General features: G+C 35.9%; 17 protein-coding genes and 1 other RNA gene. 6 read left to right on the forward strand and 12 right to left on the reverse strand.

Annotation, left to right across the window (positions count from 1 at the left end):
• Positions 1–275: 275 nt before the first annotated feature.
• Positions 276–890, forward strand: coding sequence for a deoxynucleoside kinase (locus FLUTA_RS05205; RefSeq protein ID WP_013685812.1), 615 nt, complete (start codon positions 276–278; stop codon positions 888–890).
• 39 nt (positions 891–929) lie between these two features.
• Here the strand turns inward: FLUTA_RS05205 and FLUTA_RS05210 are convergent, their stop codons facing one another.
• From FLUTA_RS05210 to FLUTA_RS05215, 3 genes are all read right to left on the reverse strand, one after another.
• A complete protein-coding gene (locus FLUTA_RS05210) occupies positions 930–1,538 on the reverse strand; it encodes a GNAT family N-acetyltransferase (RefSeq protein WP_013685813.1) in 609 nt (202 codons plus the stop codon).
• A 10-nt stretch (positions 1,539–1,548) separates the two neighbouring features.
• Positions 1,549–1,704, reverse strand: coding sequence for a hypothetical protein (locus tag FLUTA_RS21550; RefSeq protein WP_013685814.1), 156 nt, complete (start codon positions 1,702–1,704; stop codon positions 1,549–1,551).
• A gap of 141 nt (positions 1,705–1,845) precedes the next feature.
• Positions 1,846–2,424 carry a hypothetical protein gene (locus FLUTA_RS05215; protein ID WP_013685815.1) on the reverse strand — a complete coding sequence of 193 codons (579 nt, stop codon included), beginning with the start codon at positions 2,422–2,424 and terminating at the stop codon, positions 1,846–1,848.
• Between the two features lie 49 nt (positions 2,425–2,473).
• Between FLUTA_RS05215 and FLUTA_RS05220 the strand changes: the two genes are divergently transcribed.
• Positions 2,474–3,331: a type 2 periplasmic-binding domain-containing protein gene (locus FLUTA_RS05220; protein ID WP_013685816.1), complete on the forward strand. Its 858-nt coding sequence runs from the start codon at positions 2,474–2,476 to the stop codon at positions 3,329–3,331.
• 553 nt (positions 3,332–3,884) lie between these two features.
• On the opposite strand, the gene rnpB is transcribed toward FLUTA_RS05220, so the two are convergent.
• The 4 genes from rnpB to FLUTA_RS05240 form a co-directional block, all read right to left on the reverse strand.
• Positions 3,885–4,305, reverse strand: an RNA gene (gene rnpB / locus FLUTA_RS21080) — RNase P RNA component class A.
• Positions 4,306–4,319: 14 nt separating this feature from the next.
• On the reverse strand, positions 4,320–5,396 hold the full coding sequence (locus FLUTA_RS05230; RefSeq protein ID WP_013685818.1) for a T9SS type A sorting domain-containing protein: 1,077 nt from the start codon (positions 5,394–5,396) through the stop codon (positions 4,320–4,322).
• 84 nt (positions 5,397–5,480) lie between these two features.
• Positions 5,481–6,677 carry a hypothetical protein gene (locus tag FLUTA_RS05235; RefSeq protein ID WP_013685819.1) on the reverse strand — a complete coding sequence of 399 codons (1,197 nt, stop codon included), beginning with the start codon at positions 6,675–6,677 and terminating at the stop codon, positions 5,481–5,483.
• Positions 6,674–7,249 (reverse strand): RNA polymerase sigma factor, encoded by a 576-nt coding sequence (locus tag FLUTA_RS05240; protein WP_013685820.1) that lies wholly within the window; start codon positions 7,247–7,249, stop codon positions 6,674–6,676. The genes FLUTA_RS05235 and FLUTA_RS05240 overlap by 4 nt, the downstream gene beginning before the upstream one ends.
• 106 nt (positions 7,250–7,355) lie before the next feature.
• Between FLUTA_RS05240 and FLUTA_RS05245 the strand changes: the two genes are divergently transcribed.
• A complete protein-coding gene (locus FLUTA_RS05245; protein WP_013685821.1) occupies positions 7,356–7,859 on the forward strand; it encodes a SixA phosphatase family protein in 504 nt (167 codons plus the stop codon).
• Here the strand turns inward: FLUTA_RS05245 and FLUTA_RS05250 are convergent.
• Positions 7,810–8,643, reverse strand: a complete 834-nt coding sequence (locus tag FLUTA_RS05250; RefSeq protein WP_013685822.1) for a rhomboid family intramembrane serine protease — start codon at positions 8,641–8,643, stop codon at positions 7,810–7,812. The two genes, FLUTA_RS05245 and FLUTA_RS05250, sit on opposite strands and share 50 nt — an antisense overlap.
• A 157-nt stretch (positions 8,644–8,800) precedes the next feature.
• Here FLUTA_RS05250 and FLUTA_RS05255 point away from each other — a divergent pair, with 157 nt between their 5' ends.
• A complete protein-coding gene (locus FLUTA_RS05255) occupies positions 8,801–10,261 on the forward strand; it encodes a hypothetical protein (protein WP_013685823.1) in 1,461 nt (486 codons plus the stop codon).
• Positions 10,262–10,350: 89 nt separating this feature from the next.
• Positions 10,351–11,802 carry a hypothetical protein gene (locus tag FLUTA_RS05260; protein WP_013685824.1) on the forward strand — a complete coding sequence of 484 codons (1,452 nt, stop codon included), beginning with the start codon at positions 10,351–10,353 and terminating at the stop codon, positions 11,800–11,802.
• Positions 11,803–12,180: 378 nt separating this feature from the next.
• Here FLUTA_RS05260 and FLUTA_RS05265 read toward each other — a convergent pair whose 3' ends face one another.
• The 3 genes from FLUTA_RS05265 to FLUTA_RS05275 all read right to left on the reverse strand — a co-directional run bounded on the left by FLUTA_RS05265 (position 12,181) and on the right by FLUTA_RS05275 (position 15,238).
• Complete coding sequence (locus tag FLUTA_RS05265; protein WP_013685826.1) at positions 12,181–13,830, reverse strand: serine hydrolase domain-containing protein; 1,650 nt, start codon at positions 13,828–13,830, stop codon at positions 12,181–12,183.
• Between the two features lie 78 nt (positions 13,831–13,908).
• A complete protein-coding gene (locus FLUTA_RS05270) occupies positions 13,909–14,718 on the reverse strand; it encodes a helix-turn-helix domain-containing protein (RefSeq protein WP_013685827.1) in 810 nt (269 codons plus the stop codon).
• A 76-nt stretch (positions 14,719–14,794) separates the two neighbouring features.
• Complete coding sequence (locus FLUTA_RS05275) at positions 14,795–15,238, reverse strand: nuclear transport factor 2 family protein (protein ID WP_013685828.1); 444 nt, start codon at positions 15,236–15,238, stop codon at positions 14,795–14,797.
• A gap of 321 nt (positions 15,239–15,559) precedes the next feature.
• Here FLUTA_RS05275 and FLUTA_RS05280 point away from each other — a divergent pair, with 321 nt between their 5' ends.
• Positions 15,560–15,967 carry a 5-fold beta-flower protein gene (locus FLUTA_RS05280; RefSeq protein WP_013685829.1) on the forward strand — a complete coding sequence of 136 codons (408 nt, stop codon included), beginning with the start codon at positions 15,560–15,562 and terminating at the stop codon, positions 15,965–15,967.
• A gap of 387 nt (positions 15,968–16,354) precedes the next feature.
• Here the strand turns inward: FLUTA_RS05280 and FLUTA_RS05285 are convergent, their stop codons facing one another.
• Positions 16,355–17,329, reverse strand: a complete 975-nt coding sequence (locus FLUTA_RS05285) for a hypothetical protein (RefSeq protein WP_013685830.1) — start codon at positions 17,327–17,329, stop codon at positions 16,355–16,357.
• Positions 17,330–17,366 lie beyond the last annotated feature (37 nt).

A 17,366-nucleotide genomic window follows, 5' to 3' on the forward strand; every position in this document is an offset into this window, starting at 1 on the left:
ATTCCCGATAGCTATCGGGATCAATAGTTCAATAGTTCAATAGTTCAATTCCCGATAGCTATCGGGATCAATAGTTCAAATACAATTCAAATTAAACTTATTGAACACTTTGAACTTTTTGAACTTTTTGAACTTTTTGTAACCCTTTCAATAGCTGATTTCAGTCATTCACCAAGTCAATAAGGGTAAACACACAGCGGGAATATTTTTTTGAACAAAGAGCCATTTATGTAGGTAGATTTTGTAATTTAGTCTCCCCGAAAAACTCATAAATTATGCATATTGCAGTAGCAGGAAATATTGGATCTGGAAAGACAACGCTTACAAAAATGTTGGCAAAACATTATAATTGGGAGACTCATTATGAGGACGTTGAACACAATCCATATCTAAATGACTTCTACGAAGACATGCAACGTTGGTCTTTTAATCTACAGATTTACTATTTGAACTCTCGTTTCACTCAGATTCAAGAAATAAAGAATAGTACTACTCATGTAATTCAAGACAGAACGATTTATGAAGATGCATTCATTTTCGCGCCAAACTTACATTCCATGGGTTTGATGACAACGCGCGATTTTGAGAATTACTTCTCCTTGTTCAACTTAATGGACTCATTCGTCTCGGCGCCAGATTTATTGATTTATTTAAGAGCATCTGTTCCTACTTTGGTGAATCAAATTCAACAACGCGGAAGAGAATACGAAGAAAGTATCCGTTTGGACTATTTAAAGCGCTTAAATGAGCGTTATGAAGCTTGGATTTCTACTTACGACAATGGTAAATTGTTAATCATCGACGTAGACAATAACTCATTCCCAGATAATCAAGAAGATTTAGGAAAGATTATTCAATCGATTGATGCAGAAATTAACGGTTTATTCTAAGAATAAATCTTCCGTTCCTTCAGCTTCCGAAAAATCTAGTTATTTAGAAATCACAATTAGATCAAAATATAATAATCTAGTTGCTAATTCTGCTGTTTCAAAGAGACCTGTTACTTCTTTTTCTTGTTGCTCAGAACTAAACATTTCAGTGAAACCATTTCTTTTATAATATTTTAATGGAGCAATCTCATTATATGAATCTACAACAACAAATCTACATCCAGTTTTGTTAGAGCCATCAACAAACCAAGATTTGATAAAGTCCATTAATTGATCACCAATAGATTTATCTTCAGAAGGAATTTTCCTGAATTCTTTATTAACACCTAAGCGTCCTATCATAACTGCAGGATAGCTTTTCATTTGTTTTTGTCTTGGAATACTTGTGATTACCTTTTTCTTTCTAGCATTTGGAAGTATAAATGTTTTAATGCTATCATTAGCAACTGTGAAAGCTGCTACTACAACACTCTCATCTTCGTCTAGTGTAAAACAATAACTTTTTCCTAATAATTCAGAAGTATAATTTAGAACATCATTTGTAAAGAAATCATTTAAATCAGCATTGCCACAATCGAATGCTTGACAATTATCTAGAACCTCTTTATTATAAACTCGAAGCGTACATTTATCTTCTAAAAATGCCAATTATCAAAACTTAAAATTGTGCTTTAGCAAGAATTTTGCTAGAGGCCGCGATTTCCTTGGTGAATTTAATTGTTGCTTTTTTTGCAACAGAGGCTTTAGCATTTCTGTTAAAAGAAACAGCAGCTTTATCCTTAAGGATTGGAACGCTTTTAATTGCAATAGCCATTATCTTTTTTATTGAATATAAAACAAATTTATGAGATTTTAATTATCTGTCCTAATATTTCGATTTCCGGTATTCATAATTACTGTTAATCAAGAAGATTTAGGAAAGATTATTCAATCGATTGATGTAGAAATTAACGGTTTATTCTAAGAATAAATCTTCCGTTCCTTCAGCTTCCGAAAAATCTTTTAAAAGCAGCGCTAAATCTGTCAGAATTGCATCTTTTTGCTGGTCTTCTCCTTGGTTTTGTCCAAAATATTCTGTGAGCAATAATTGAGACTCTAAGATTGCCGATTCTGGTGCCATCATTTCAAAATTCTCAATCACAGTGATTGCTTCCAGTGCATCCAAAAAATCTCCTTCAATTCCAAACAACACGAAATCTGCCAAATAATCGGAAAAATCTAGTTTCGAATTCCAAAAAGTAGCCAGTAATTTTCGTTGTAAATTGCTATTCGTTGGATTCTTAAATGCTTCCATCAAAGGTTCAATAGCAGAAGTATCTTTCAAACTTTGAAATAAATCAAAAACTAACGCTTCATTTTCTTTCGAAAGTCCATTTCTCCAAGTTTCAATAATTGGATCAATTACGGATGCATGACCATGAACTGAAAAGGCTTTTAGAGCACCTGCAATCTTCACTTCCTCCTTGCTTTGCAAATCAGTAATTAACTTTCCAACCTTTAATTTATCTTGCTTATTCAAATTACTATTCGCCACCTGATTATTTTTTCACAAAAGTACAAAATACCACTATCTTTGGGTCATTATGAATTGGAAGAAATCCATTATTTTTTCGGGAGTTTTGATTTTAGCGAATTCTTGTATGGTTGAAGAGGCAAAACCCATCAGCCATGAGAAACTAATTGTTTACACGGATAATTATTGTCCCAAAGACAGTATTATTATTCAAGAATTTGAACAATTGAAACATATTTCTGTTCAAGTTATCTTTCAATCGAAGAATGAAATTGCACAACGAATTAAAAAGGACAAATTCAATACTGGAATTGATGTCTTACTACTTTCATCAGATAGTTTGAGAGAAGATTTATACAACAAAAGCTTATTTACTGCAATACAAGACCGTTCGATTTTCAAGAATATCAATCGTCAATTTCACAACAATCATGGCTATTGGATTCCTTTTAGTCACAATCCACTAATAATGGTCACTCCAAGGGACTCCGCATCCAAATGTGAGCCAATGAACTGGAGCAAATTTAAAAACGATAGTATTAAACCCAAATTATCTATTACGTCCAACCTAAGTTCTTATTTATTGAAATTAAATAAAACTGAAAAATTTGCGCTTGTAGAAAGTTCTAAATTCCCAACCAATAAGAATTACAGTATTTATCCACTTGATGAGTTCGTAGAAATTTCTGATAAAGACATGCGCTTTTCGCAAAAAAAATGCTTTTATTACTTAGTCGAAAAACAGCGTTATCTCACAAATTTCACCAGTATTAGTTTGTACAAATACAGCCGAAATAAGATCTTATCTGAGCAATTCATCCGTTTTTTCTGTCGCTATCAATACCAAGCGGCATCGAATAGAAACCAACTTTCAACTTATAATACCATTCAATCCAATTACTTAATTCGGGAGCTTGAAATTCAGTAAAATCATTTAAGTAGCTTAAAATTAATTTGTTAAAAATTAAATAATAAAGTAAATTTACCTTACTTTTAGTCAAACTTCTTACACTACTACTATGAGTTCAACCGTGCTTACCAATACGGATCGAATACTGCTAAACCCAGATAATCGCAAACAAACGTTTGGATTACTGATTGTTTTCTATGTGTTAATCAGCGTCTTATTCGTCGCTTTATCGATTCAATTAACCAATCACATTTATTTCCCCCTAGGAACAGCATTTGGTTTAGCAATCATTTTTACCATTTGGGTGAAAATAATACGAGTTACTTTAGCAACGGGATACATCAAAAGCGATGTTGTTATCCTAAAGCTATTATCCGAAAAAGCATTTGTATTGGAATTTATCTGTATCAAAAAAGCCCGATCACTATCTGTTCTTGGCTTATCCGTTACATTTCTTAAATTCAAATTTGATGGGGTTGAGTACCATACCATTTTGTGCGGAAAACCGATGCAGGGTGGAACTATTGAAACTGTTCTTAAAGCTCACAAAAGAGCCCATAAAGAACAATTAAAGAAAAACAAGCCATAAGCCGGGTTCTGTACATTCCAAAGAATAAACTTCAGAACTGACTGTCATTTATCTAGCACTGACGTCACCATCAGCATCTATCGATCTACCCTCCAAGCATCCCGACAGAATCGTCGGGAAGAGAACGAGCAGCTCTACTCGCTTGGTTTACATGATCTTTCAGCCCGTGAGGTTTACCTAGCTTCCGAATGTCGCCACCGGAACGGTGAGCTCTTACCTCCCCTTTTCACTATCACCTTCCGAAACTCCGAAGAGTGAAGGAAGGCTACCTATTTTCTGCTGCACTTTCTGTACCCATCTAATTACTCAGATGAATCCTTCCTGTTAGGAAGCACGGTTACTCTATGCTGCCCGGACTTTCCTCCCTCCATCAAAAGACGAACGGCGACAGTCGGCTTGCTTCATACAAAGGTAAGTTTATTTTAGGAACTTAGAAGAAGTATATCCATCTGCAAACAAAACAACTAACGAATAGTTGCCCGTTGCAAGCTCGGAAACGTCAATCGTTTGATGGATACTCGTTGCAGGTATTTTGTTCCAAATGCGGCCAGAGGCATCAATAATGATATAACTGACTGGCATTTTAGCTACTGAAACATGGAGCTCATTCACAACTGGATTTGGATAAACGGAAACCGTTGCTTCACTCTCTTTCAAGCCCAATCCATTAAAATTATCTCGGTATTCAATGGCAGTTACTGTTTCATTTCCAGCCAGTTCATTGGTACGAATTTTCATCACCGCTTCTTTATCTGATGTTGATCTCCATTCATACTCATGAGTTTTAGGAATTGGAATTGGAACCCAAAAACTAAATCCTTGCACGGTCATATAAATCGAATCTAACTCATCAATTACATGGTGGATTCTCAAAGCATCAAACTGACCAAATGGTGTTTTCACTGTTCCCCATCCATCTACATTGCTCACACGATGGCGGTACTGTCTCCATTTCGCATCGTATATTGGATTTAAATCCAACTTGGTAAATCCCCTAGATTCATAACTATCACCATAAGTCATTGGAAGTACATATCGTGTTTCAATTGTATCAGAACGGAAGCCTAATCCTTGTCCACTTATTACTAATTCATATCCAACGGATGTAACCGCAGTTGCTGTTTTGCGTGTAAATCCATTCATCTCTTCAATCGAAATCGGCAAAAACGTAGAAACTTGATCAATGGGTAAATCTGTTGATGAATTGTAATAGGTAGCTCTATAATTGATTGATGCTAAACTCCCGAACAAAAACGTAGACAAGCCAGACAATTGACTAGGAGAAATTGTAACCAAATTGCGTTGATCTTGTGGAACCATCGTGGAGAAATCCCACGTATAATTTGCACCAGTTGTTGAATAATCAATTGTAGGATCTGTTAACGTACTGAAAACGTATGTTTCACTTGGACCTGGAAAATTTTGATCTGTTAAAGTTATTTGCCCAAAAGTCATGGGACTAATAGCTAGTAAAGGGAGTAGCAAATGTTTCATTCTAAAGTAGTTTCAACAAATATATGAATACTTATCGAACACTTCTACACTCGAATTTCTCAATTACTGTAAGAATGAAAAAACTTACTTCCCAAATGTTTTTCTCAGAACAATTTGTCCATTCAATGGAAATCCAGCAGCTTTTCCTAAGTAATAATCGGTGTGAAAGGGTCTTAAAACATCTGCATTTATTTTTGCTCCAATACTGTAAGTTGGGGCAAAACGGTAATAATATTGGAAACCAAATTCCATACTCATGGTACTAGAATGTTGAACTTTCCCCGTATAGCTAGCAGTTCTTGTTACAACCTGATTTTCTGTTATCTGTTCTTTCCCGTGCATAAACAACTGAATCCCAGGAATAACACCAAAAGCAATTTCTGAACGACCAAATTGGTAACCAAATTTAATTGGTAGATCAATCGAATACAATTGTTTTACAGAAACACTTCTTACTATTCCGGGAGAGAAATTAGTCTCTTGATAGTTCAAACCTCCAAATCCTTCCATACGAGCCTGCAAACCAAAAGTGATAGATGTTTGATCCATTTTCACGGAATAACCTGCGCCTAAAACTGCGCCTGCAACCAAGTTTCTTTTTGTGTCATTAGACAAATAAGGCGATTGACCTAAGGTTGGCCCCAATTCCACATACCAATTATTTAGACTTGGCAACTCTTTTTTCAATCTTTCTTCTGGAATAACGATACCATCTGTATTGCCCTTAAGTTCAATGAAATCCAACTTTGAAAAGCTTAAATCTTCCAAATTGGAAACTTGCTCTTTTAGTTGAATCGAATCTGTAGCTAAACCTTCAGTATTTGAATCTGGAGAATCTGTTTTCACTAGTTCATCTTGAAGAGCCAGGTTGGTTTCTTTTTTCAGATTTGGCGCAACTTGAATCTTTTGAACTTTGGTTTTAATGGTCGTTATCGTTTCTTCTTTCACTGTATTTTCAACTACGGAAACGAGTTGCTGTTGTTCTTTAATTCTAGTGTCCGCATTTTTATTCGAAACAGAATCATTCGTTGATTGATGAGCAAGTTCTGTGATAACTGAATGATTGGAAGGATAGTAAATCAAAAACAAACCTAATGCAAGAGTTGCAGCAAGGGAAATCCACGGCAATAAAATTCGCTTTTTAGTTTCTGTCGGCAACATTGCTTCCATTTCAGACCAAAACTCAGGAACGAAAAGAGGCTCAGAACCTTCAACAGCGTGCGCATCGCGGAACAATTGATCCAGCTCGTCGTCGCTAATATGTCTTTTTGCATCTTTCATACTACAAAGCGTTTTTCGTGTCTATTCTCCATCAAATCAATACGCTCTCTGAGTAATTTGCGAGCAGTTGAAAGATGCCATTTGGAAGTTCCTTCGGTAATTTCTAATAAATCTCCAATTTCTTTATGGTTGTACCCGTCAATCACATACAACGTAAAAACATGAGCTGAAATGGGTGGAATTGTCTTCAATAAATCTAGGATTTCTTGATAACTCAGTTCCATTGCACCTAAATTTTCTACTTTTTCAGCAGCATTCGCCAATTCACCTTCTGTTTCTCTAGCTACAATTGTTTGATTGTGATTCTTGTTTTTTCGATATTCATCAATCAAGGTATTTACTATAATTCGTTTTGCCCAAGCGGGGAAATTTAATTCATCTAAATCAACATTTTTCAATCCCGTAACAATCTTCAAAAACCCATTATTCAATGCAAATCGCGCATCTTCATGATTGGTGTAATAGCGTAAACACAGACGAATAAACTGCCTATAACAATACTCATAAAGCGCTTTTTGCGAGCGTCTATCATTTTCAGCCGACCCTACTAATATCTGTTTGGTTACTTGCATTTCCCGGGTTCAAAATTGTTCATTCACAAGGCGAAATATTAAAAATTCGAACTTGTTATTTAGGTATAACGTCTTATCTTTACAATTGGTTGGAAATTACTCAAAAATGTTGACACTAAATTTGATAAGACACGCAAAAACGAATCAAGTCTCCCCTACTGGTGAAGATTATGACCGTGCGCTACTTGATAAAGGAGTGTCTCAAGCCAATGTTTTGGGAAATTACATTCAAACACATCATATTTCTTTGGGGAAGGTCATTTGTTCAAGTGCCGTGCGAACCCAACAAACCCGATCCATTATCTGTCAACACCTCTCGGAGCAGTGTGATTTTGCTTTTTCACGAAAATTATACCTCTGCTCTCATTCAGAAATTCTAAGTGTGATTGAGCAAGTTGGAAAAGACGAAAAAACAGTCACAATTGTTGGTCATAATGAAGGTATTTCAGATTTAGCAAGTCATTTATCTGGAGAATTCGTTCACTTGCGGACTTCGGAAATGATTTCGTTCACTTTTCCATTTGATTCTTGGGAATATTTAATTGGCGGAACTGGCGTGATTACTTTTCAGTATCGCCCTGCGGTTTTTCTTCCTCTTCCAATTTCGTAGTTGGATTGATGTGATAAATGACCTGAAACGGTACTCCTGGATTTAATTCTTGCTGTTCTCGAATCATCTGCTCAAATAAGATTCGTTGCTCCATTTCTTCTTGATTTCGTTTCCAAATACCTTCCAAATCTGGAGGTTCTATTCCCATTTCACGTTCAATTTCGTATTGAAATTTTGGACTTACAGGTCCTTTTTTACGGTAAAAGATTGCCAATAAAACTCCCACAGTAAATCCTCCGAAATGTCCCTCCCAAGAAATCGATGGCTCCATTGGAAAAATTCCCCAAATCATACTTCCGTAGAGAAAGATAATTGCCAAAGAAATTCCTTGAAGGGCTTTCACTCTTCTAAAAAAACCTGAAATAAATAGAAAACCAAAAAGCGCATAAATAACACCACTCATTCCAATATGATAAGCGCCATTATCTTGGGCTACCCACCAAACAATGAATCCAGTTCCGAACCAGGAAATCAGAAATACTTTTAGAGCAATTTCACGGTAATAATAAATGACTGCAGCTAAAAGCAAGTAAGTTGGTAATGAATTATTGAGAATGTGTTTTACACTCGAAGGATCATGTAATAATGGCATGAAAAACAATCCCTTCCAACTGCTCCATTGCCTTGGACGAATTCCCCACTCAATCAAACTCGATCCACCAGAAGTAGTTTCAAGTAACCAGATTACCCAGCAAAGGAGTAACAAAAGCAAAGGATAAATCAATGCTTCAGCCGCACTTCCATCAGAAGCAATACTTCTTCTTATTTTAGTTTGTGTTCTCACGGATGGCGCTCGTCAAAAAGCAAACCGAAATTTAAACCCTGACAGATTGGCATTTAGCTGAATTTATAATTGTAAGAAATGGTTCAAGAATTTAAAAGTTCAACATTCGCAATTCGTGTCCGGATGGTTATCGGGACGTAATTCGTAACTTCGAAGGATGAAGTTAAAAAACAGCTTACCACTACTTATTTGTTTGAGCTTATTGCCTTTTGTCTCCTCTGGACAGGACAATCACTATTGGAACGATCAATTTGGAATTAAGGCTACTGCTTTGGGCGGAGCGGCTGTTGGGGGCTTAAATGATTACTCCATGGTTTATTACAATGCGGCAGCGATGACATTGGTAGAAAAAAGAGCATTGTCCTTTTCCATGAATGCCTATCAGATTCGGAAATTCAAGCAGCAAAACTCACTAGGTCCTGCCCAAGATCTTCAAAGCACTGAATTTTCTGTGGTCCCCAATATGGTAGCAGGCATTACATCGCTAAAAAAGTTTAAGAAAGTGCGAGTTGGCTATATGCTCTTATCCAAAAATGTACACAACAGCAAGTTAAACTCCCTTCATTCAGGAAGATACGATGTAATTGATCTTCCTGGAGAAGAAAACTATGTTTCCAGGTATGCCCAAGAAATACGCAACATTGAATATTCTGTTGGATTTGGAATTTCCTATAATGCAACACCTCATTTATCCGTCGGATTAACACATATGGGAATTTTTAAAGGTGTCAGGTATTACAATGATTACTCGATTACGGTACTTCCTCAAGACACTTCTTCCTCTCAAGACACCCGCCTTTCATCCAATATCACCTTTAATTATTGGGATGTAAAGGCCATGTTTAAGCCATCCATATTGATTCATTATCCCAAGTTCCGAATAGGTTTTACGGCAACACTCCCTATATTTAATATTCTTGGAAGAGGAACTTTTCTTCGGGAATTTTCCACACTCAATCTCGATGGAGAGGGACTTCTTCCTTTCGATATTTCAATTGCATCAAAAGCAACAAAAACCAAGGTTCAACACAAAAATCCAGCTTCGTTCAGTTTAGGGTTAAGTGCACAAATAAGTGATAAGGTATGGGCGCATCTTACTGCTGAAACATTCCTTAAACAAAACTATTATTTGGTTCACAATGATCCGACCATGGCTCAACATTATCCTGAATTCATCAGTGATTCGGTGATTGTTGAACTATTTGGCGGGCAAAAATTTCTTTCTTATGGTGAAGGAGCTAGATCAGTAACAAATATCGGATTAGGTATTGAGGTTGAATTATCAGAAAGGGCTGGAATTCAATTCGGCGGACATACTGATTTCAATTACAACAAGTATCCGATTTACACATTTACAAGGCAGACCATTCAATCATCTCAATACAACCGCTTGGTGTTTGCTTTAGGTGGAAACTTAGACTTAAAGGGTGGAAAACGTGCTTCTATGGTTTTCGAATTCGGATTTGCGCTTCCAAAAACAACGAATTACACAATTGATTTTACGACTCCCAATGTGGCAAGAAATGGATTAACAGGTGATTCTGCTCCAGGTGTGAGAACCCAAGCATATTCGTACCGTGTGATGATTGAATTGACTTTGGGGAAACTATTGAAGTAATTGTAAGCTATTAGAATACGAGTTACGAATGATTCAAAAATGTTTAAATTACTTAAAACTCAATCATTCCTAATTTGTATTTTAGACGCATGAAAGCAAAAAACGCCTTAACACTTCTGTTTGTGAGCTTCTTAAGCCTCTATTCCAATGGCCAAGATTACCATTACTGGACCGATCAATTTGGAATTAAAGCAACTGCATTAGGAGGAGCTGCTATATCTGGTTTAGACGATCATTCAATGGTTTATTACAATGCGGCGGCTATGACCTTGGTAAAAAATCCCAGCCTTTCTTTTTCAATCAATGCCTATCAGTACCGTACCTTCAAACAGAAAGACGCGCTTGGCCCCAATCAGAACCTAGAGAGCTCAGACTTCTCGACCATTCCAAATATGATGACAGGAATTTTCACTCCCAAAAAATTTCCCAAATGGCATCTAGGTTATAGTGTTCTCTCCAAAAATGGATTCAACAATAAATTAGATTTGTTTCATTCTGGTAGATACGATGTAATTGATCTTCCCGGAGAAGAGAACTTTGTTTCTTCCTTTGCACAAGAGATACACAATGGAGAATACTGGGCTGGAATTGGAATTTCCTACGATGCAACACCTCATTTGTCTTTTGGATTAACGCATATGGGAGTTTACAAAAGCACGAAATATTACAACAACTACTCCATCTCAGTACTTCCAGCAGACACCTCATCTTCGGAAGTAACCCAATTTAACTCAACCATCTCCTTTAATTACTGGAATGTAAAGGCCATTTTCAAGCCTTCTATATTGCTTCATTACCCGAAATTTCGGGTTGGATTTGTAGCGACTCTTCCTTCCTTAAATATTCTTGGAAAAGGGAATTTTTTCAGGGAAATATCTACTCTAAATATGGATGATGTCCTTCCTTTTGATTTAACCGTTACTTCAAGAGCCACTAAAAGCAAAGTCAAACATCGAAATCCAACTTCTTTTAGTCTTGGAGTAAGCGCTCAACTTGGACAAAAATTATGGGTTCACCTTACTGCGGAAACCTTTTTGAAACAGTCTTATTATTTGATTCATAAAGACCCAACCAATGCCCAACATTACCCAGACTTCATCAATGATTCATTGATTACAGTCATTTTTGGAAATCAGAAGTTCCTTTCCTACGGAGAAGAATACAAAGCTGTAACAAACTTTGGATTAGGCATCGACATTCAAGCTACAGAACAACTAGGAATTCAGCTTGGGGGACGAACCGATTTCAACTACAACACCTTTTCGAACTATGAATTTGCAAGACAAATTATCCAAATAACCTCATACGACAGGCTAATTTCATCCATCGGAGGAAATTTGACTCTAAAAAGTGGGAAGCGAATTGCTCTAGCATTTGAATTTGGATTTGCAATTCCTAAAACAACTGATTATTTAGTCGATTTTACAACACCTAATGAATCTAGAAATGGATTGACAGGAGATCCTGGTACGGGAGTAAAAACCAGCGCATATTCCTATCGGGTCATGTTTGAATTGACGCTAGGGAAACTGGGTAAATAATGTCAATTTTGAAATTTACTATTCTATCTGGTACAGTTTGACTCACCGAAAACTTAAAAAAATAATGATGGAACCAATTGCTAGCCAGAACCAAAAGGTGCGATCAATAACAGTCATTACTCTTAATTTATACTCTTTCATGATTTTCGCTTGTGTTTTTATTTCTACAAAGCTAAATCATCCTTTTTGCATGCTCATTAAGCAGTTGTGAATCATTCATTAAATCAAATATCGCTTCCACTTCATCGAACAGTTTTTTTGAATATTCCAGAAAACAAGAAAAAGAGGTGAAACCTAAATAACACATTCTTTATTTAGGTTTTTAGAGAAAATGTTTGGATTCATAAAATCAATGATCTTATGAAATGCCACTTTTTTCTATTCTTTCGTAATTGCCGGTATTAAATATTCCTGCATGATCTTTTCAACTTGTTTATGGCCGTATGCTTTATTATAAGCTGTTGCAGTAATCACAATTACAATCGGCTGATCTTTAAAAATAAAAATTCGATTGCCTCCATTCCCACTTGAATAATAAACTTCATAACCCACCCCATTTACTGTGTACGTTTTGTTCCAAAATAAATAGCCATAATATTCGCCTTCGGAAATTTTCATTTGGTGTGATAAACTTTTGGCAACCCATTCTTCTGGCAGAATTTGTTGACCATTCCAAGCTCCTTCATTTTTATATAATTGCCCAAATTTCGCAAAGTCCAAGGAACGCAATCGTAAACCGCCTGCTGTATTCGCAACTCTTTGGGGTGTGAACTCCCATTTATAGTTCGTAATGCCAAGCGGCTGAAACAGATTTTTAGTCGCATATTTTTCTAAACCAGCTGGGACAGATTTATTTATTACGTCGCCAAGAACTACAACACCAGCCGTAAAGTAATCCCACTGCTTGTCTGCTACTTTCGTTTTGTCAATGGGCAGATTTAAGGTAAAGTCAACCCAATTTTTTGTTGGATACATTTTCTCCTCATTACCAAGTGATTCCGAATTCATATCGGAACCGTCAAAAGTAGAGCTCATGGTCAACAAACTTTTCAAAGTAACGCTATCTTTTGAGGACGAATAGTTTTGAAAAGATTTTAGGTTGTAAAACTCGTTTAAGGTTTGCGCTTCGCTTTTTATGTAACCGTCTTTTATTGCAATCCCTAAAAGGGTTGACGCGAATGATTTTCCAACAGAACGCATGTCGTGAAGTGACTTTCTGGTCGCTCCGTTAAAATACTCTTCCAGCAATAGTTTGCCCTCTTTTAGTACAACAACACTTGTAATTTCTTTATAAAATTGCGTTGCTATTTTTCTATTGAGTTCTTCGATTTTACCCGTATCGATTTTACTCGTTGAAATCTGCCAGTCTTTAAGCGGTTTTATGGTTTGAATTTGAACCAATTTTTCATCGACTTTTATCTCTGGAACGATAATTTTCAATTCTCCTTGGGCAATAACAGAACCAGTGAGGACTTCTGTTAGTTTTAAGTAAGGTCTGATTTCGATTTTAAGAAGATGTTCTCCTGTTGTAAATGCTTCTTGTCCGCCATTAGCAAAAAACCGATTCCAGAGAAACCTACCCCAAGAATCTTCATTGGATGAACTGATTAAAGGAACTCTAAACAGGTTTTTTTGATTTTTACTGTCAGCAGTCCCAGCCCCAACATTGAGATTTTCAACATACACCTTTTCATTGTCTACTAAAAATGTGAATTGGTAATTTCCATTTTTTATAAGCTCCTCAGCTGGTAGTTCAGGCGAAAGTAAATGCAGGTAATTTGTTAATGAATTGCCTAAAAAAACGCGGATATTCAGATCCGTTTTCTCTTTTAACTCAACCGATGTTAAAAAGTCAGATTGCTTAAAGTTTTCCATCGGAACGGTCTTTCCCATAAAAGCAATTCTACCGATGTTTGCTTTATGAACTGGATAAACAATACTGTCGCTCTTCACCAAATCGGTTGTCTGCCCAAAAATAGTTGCCGATAAAAGAAAAAGCATACAAATTAAAACAGCCGCTATCTTCATGTTTTACAACTTAAAATTAGTTTACAAAATTACGACTTGTAAAACTGCCAAAATAGAACGGAATTAACATACTTGAAATTAGCTCGCAATCATTTTCCGAAAATGATTAGGACTTATACCACTTTCCGATTTGAAACAACGGTTAAAGTGGCTTTGGTCTGAAAACCCACATTCGTAAGCAATTTCAGTTAAAGAAAGTTGCTTGTTCGATAACAGATTGTACGATTTCTCAATTTTTAATTTCCGGATATACTCCCCCAAATTACAATGGAAATATTTTGAGAAATCCCTTGAAAGATGCACTGGATGAATATCCAGTGTTTTAGACAAATAGTCAAGTGTTAGTTTATCTGAAAATTCATAAAACAAAATTTCTTTCACTTGACGAACCCATATTGGATCTTTATCAAAAGGAATATTCGGGCTCCGAAACATCACTGAAAGAGCTTCTAAAAGCATCGATTGAATCGACAATGAATTGGTATTGTCTTCAATCTTTGTTTCTTTAACTATTTTATAAATCAGCAATTTAACATCAACATTTGAGATTTTCAGACTTCCTTGCAAGCTGTCCATGTTAAAATCCCATTGATCAAACCACGTGTTTTTTAATTCAATTTGGAAGCCTCTGGTGTATCCTTCAGGTTTTATGTTGTAATGTGGCTCTTGCCAGTTGTGAAACAATAGAGTTCCTGCCGAGCAATTGTACACTTCCTTTTTATTGCCTTCGATTACATTTCCCTCCAAAATAAACGTGAAATACGCATTTTCGTGGTAATGCCAATCTACAAAATCAAGCGTATATTCTGTGTCAGTTAAAGTAATTCCATTCAAGTGAATTGTTTGATTCGTCTGCCCATAAAATTCTCCTGTCTGTAGTTGCTTCATCTTTTTGACTTTTAGAATTTTGCCCTTGTTCTACAAAGATGGGATATAACTTGGTATTTATCTGCACTAAAAAACACTATTCCTCTTTCCACGAAGCTGCCAACTGATCAAGCACTCCTGCTTTTTTTGCAATCCCGAGTGTATTGGGAATGTCTTTATAATAGGTGATTTGGGATTCCCCGAAACGGACGAGTGCAATCGAAGATTGAATATAAAACGTTTCTCCAGTGCTGAGAACTCTCCCCTTGGTAAAATATTCGACAATCACTGTTTCATCACTGTGGTAACACTTCGTGACTACTTCTTCGATCCGTATGAGGGTTGTCAAAGAATCTGTTGCAACTTGTTCAAAGTGCTTCTTGATCTCTGGCAATCCTTTGAGAATGATTCCTCCATTTGCCCTAAAAGGGATTTCAAAAGCAGCATTTTCTTCAAAATAGCTGATGAATTTACTAAAGTCACGATCTTGCAATGCTTCAGCAAGTTCGGTAATTATCTGATTTTTTTTGGCCTCTGTCATCTGCTATTCGTTGGTATTTCTCTAAATTACAGAAAGGAGAAATGGAATAGGTCACAAAATGTGTGAAGAATTGGTAAATGAGCGGATTCTCGTAAAAATGACAACCGATTTCTAAATTTTTGATTGGAGAGTTTTTTTGAGGTCTTATCCATAACACGCATAAAAACGAATATATTCCTACTTTCTACAGATATAAAACAAAAATCATCTAATATATATTACACTGTTTTTTCTCAACCTCAGACCTCATTAATCATCTATTTTTGTACGAAAAGAAGAAAAAAAAGAAAGTGTGAATAGTAAATCATAATAACAAACAATATGAAAAAAGTAATCGCAGTGATGATGGTGTTGGGAAGCGTAGCATGCACCAAAGCACAAACCATCGAGTCTGGAAGCCGAAGTACCGTTGGGTATATTAAAAGCGACGGAACCATTGAAAATAGTAGTCATTCTACCGTCGGCTACATCAAAAGCAATGGTACAATAGAAGATAAAAGTCACAGTACAATCGGCTACATTAAAAGTGACGGAACGATCGAAAACAGAAGCCATTCTACTGTAGGCTATGTGAAAAAAGACGGAACTGTTGAGAACAGCAGCCATTCGACATTGGGTTATATCAAAGATGACGGTACCGTTGAAAATTCCAGCCACGGCACTTTAGGCTACGCCAGAGGCATTAAGAAAGAATGGGCGGCAGTGGCGTATTTCTTCTTTAAATTTTAAGAAGACTTTCGAAAGCACGGATTTCACACTCAGTTCTCACGCTCATTACCCAAAAAGAGAAAGAGTCACAGGAGTGTGAGTATGGAGATAAAACAAAAGAGCATGACTTTCGTAATGCTCTTTTGTTTTTGTGGTCCCACTTGGACTAGATTTAAGTTTTATTGGATTTCATTCAATTTCATCAATCCCTTGCTAATATTGCGATTCAAAACGATTTATCATTAGATAATGTTTAATGAGTTTTAATGAAATTCAGTGAGAGATTTGAAAATTCTTATCTAAAATGAAAAAGCCGCAGAACTACTGTTTCGAGGATATCGTTTTTAATTTAGTAGCACACTTGAGGACGAACTAAACATCTTAAACATTTATTCCAACTCTTATGAATTAGTCAAATTTTATATCGTATGACTTTATTATTTCATTTATAGCATGGTCTTTTGGGATTTGCGATTGCTGCCATTCAAGCTTTAATGAATCTTTGTCATAACTTGTACATTTTGCCGTTCCAAAAGAAAACCACCCACCTTTTCCACTTGCGGGATCACTGAACACGATACTTTCTGATGCTTCAATCATATCAAATAATTCATCTACAACCCCTGGCTTAATCGCTATATTCATTGCAGAACCTCTATTTGGAACACTTGGATAATAAATTGCATCTACAGGATCATCTGGGTTGTTGAAAAAATAATCTGCAATCAAAGCACTCATTATATAACCTTGTCTTTTATTAGGGGAAACAGTTTTAGTAAAAGCATCTTCAATAAACTTGGTAACTTCAATAACAACCTCTTTATTATTGGGTTGCATTTGTTTTAAGCACTCCTGGAATGTTTTATAGTCATCCCAAAGTTCCTTATGGTTTTTAATAGCAGATTGATGTGAGAAGCAAATGTTAACGAATTTAAGTTCTCTTTTGGCATTGAATTTCCATTTTGAACTTGTTATCATTTGCCCTGCTTTAGGTTGAACCTCAACCGTTATAGGAAGCATCCCCATACTCCCTGCATAGAATATACAAGTTCCTTTCAAACTTGCTCTATTATAATCTATTTTGTCTGCAATACTTAAAGGCGGATATCTAAGATTTACAAGGCTTTGTAATCTTGAATTATTAGGACTGACATCTTCATTAATTACCAAACGTTCAAATGGTAATTTAAAGGAGTTTATCTTTTGATTCCAGTATGGTACAATTGCAATTAATAGAGAGAAATTTGCTTTCAAGAAATCAATCTCAACAGGTAGCAAATTCTCAGATTTGCTCATGTATTCTCGCAGGACTTTGATTTTGAATAAGTATTCATTTTTTTCAATATCAGAAATATCTGTGTTGTATAAGTCAATAGTTGGCATAGTATTCACCTTTAAATATTGGAATTTATTTAAATCA

The sequence above is a fragment of the Fluviicola taffensis DSM 16823 genome, assembly GCF_000194605.1.
Lineage (GTDB): Bacteria > Bacteroidota > Bacteroidia > Flavobacteriales_D > Crocinitomicaceae > Fluviicola > Fluviicola taffensis.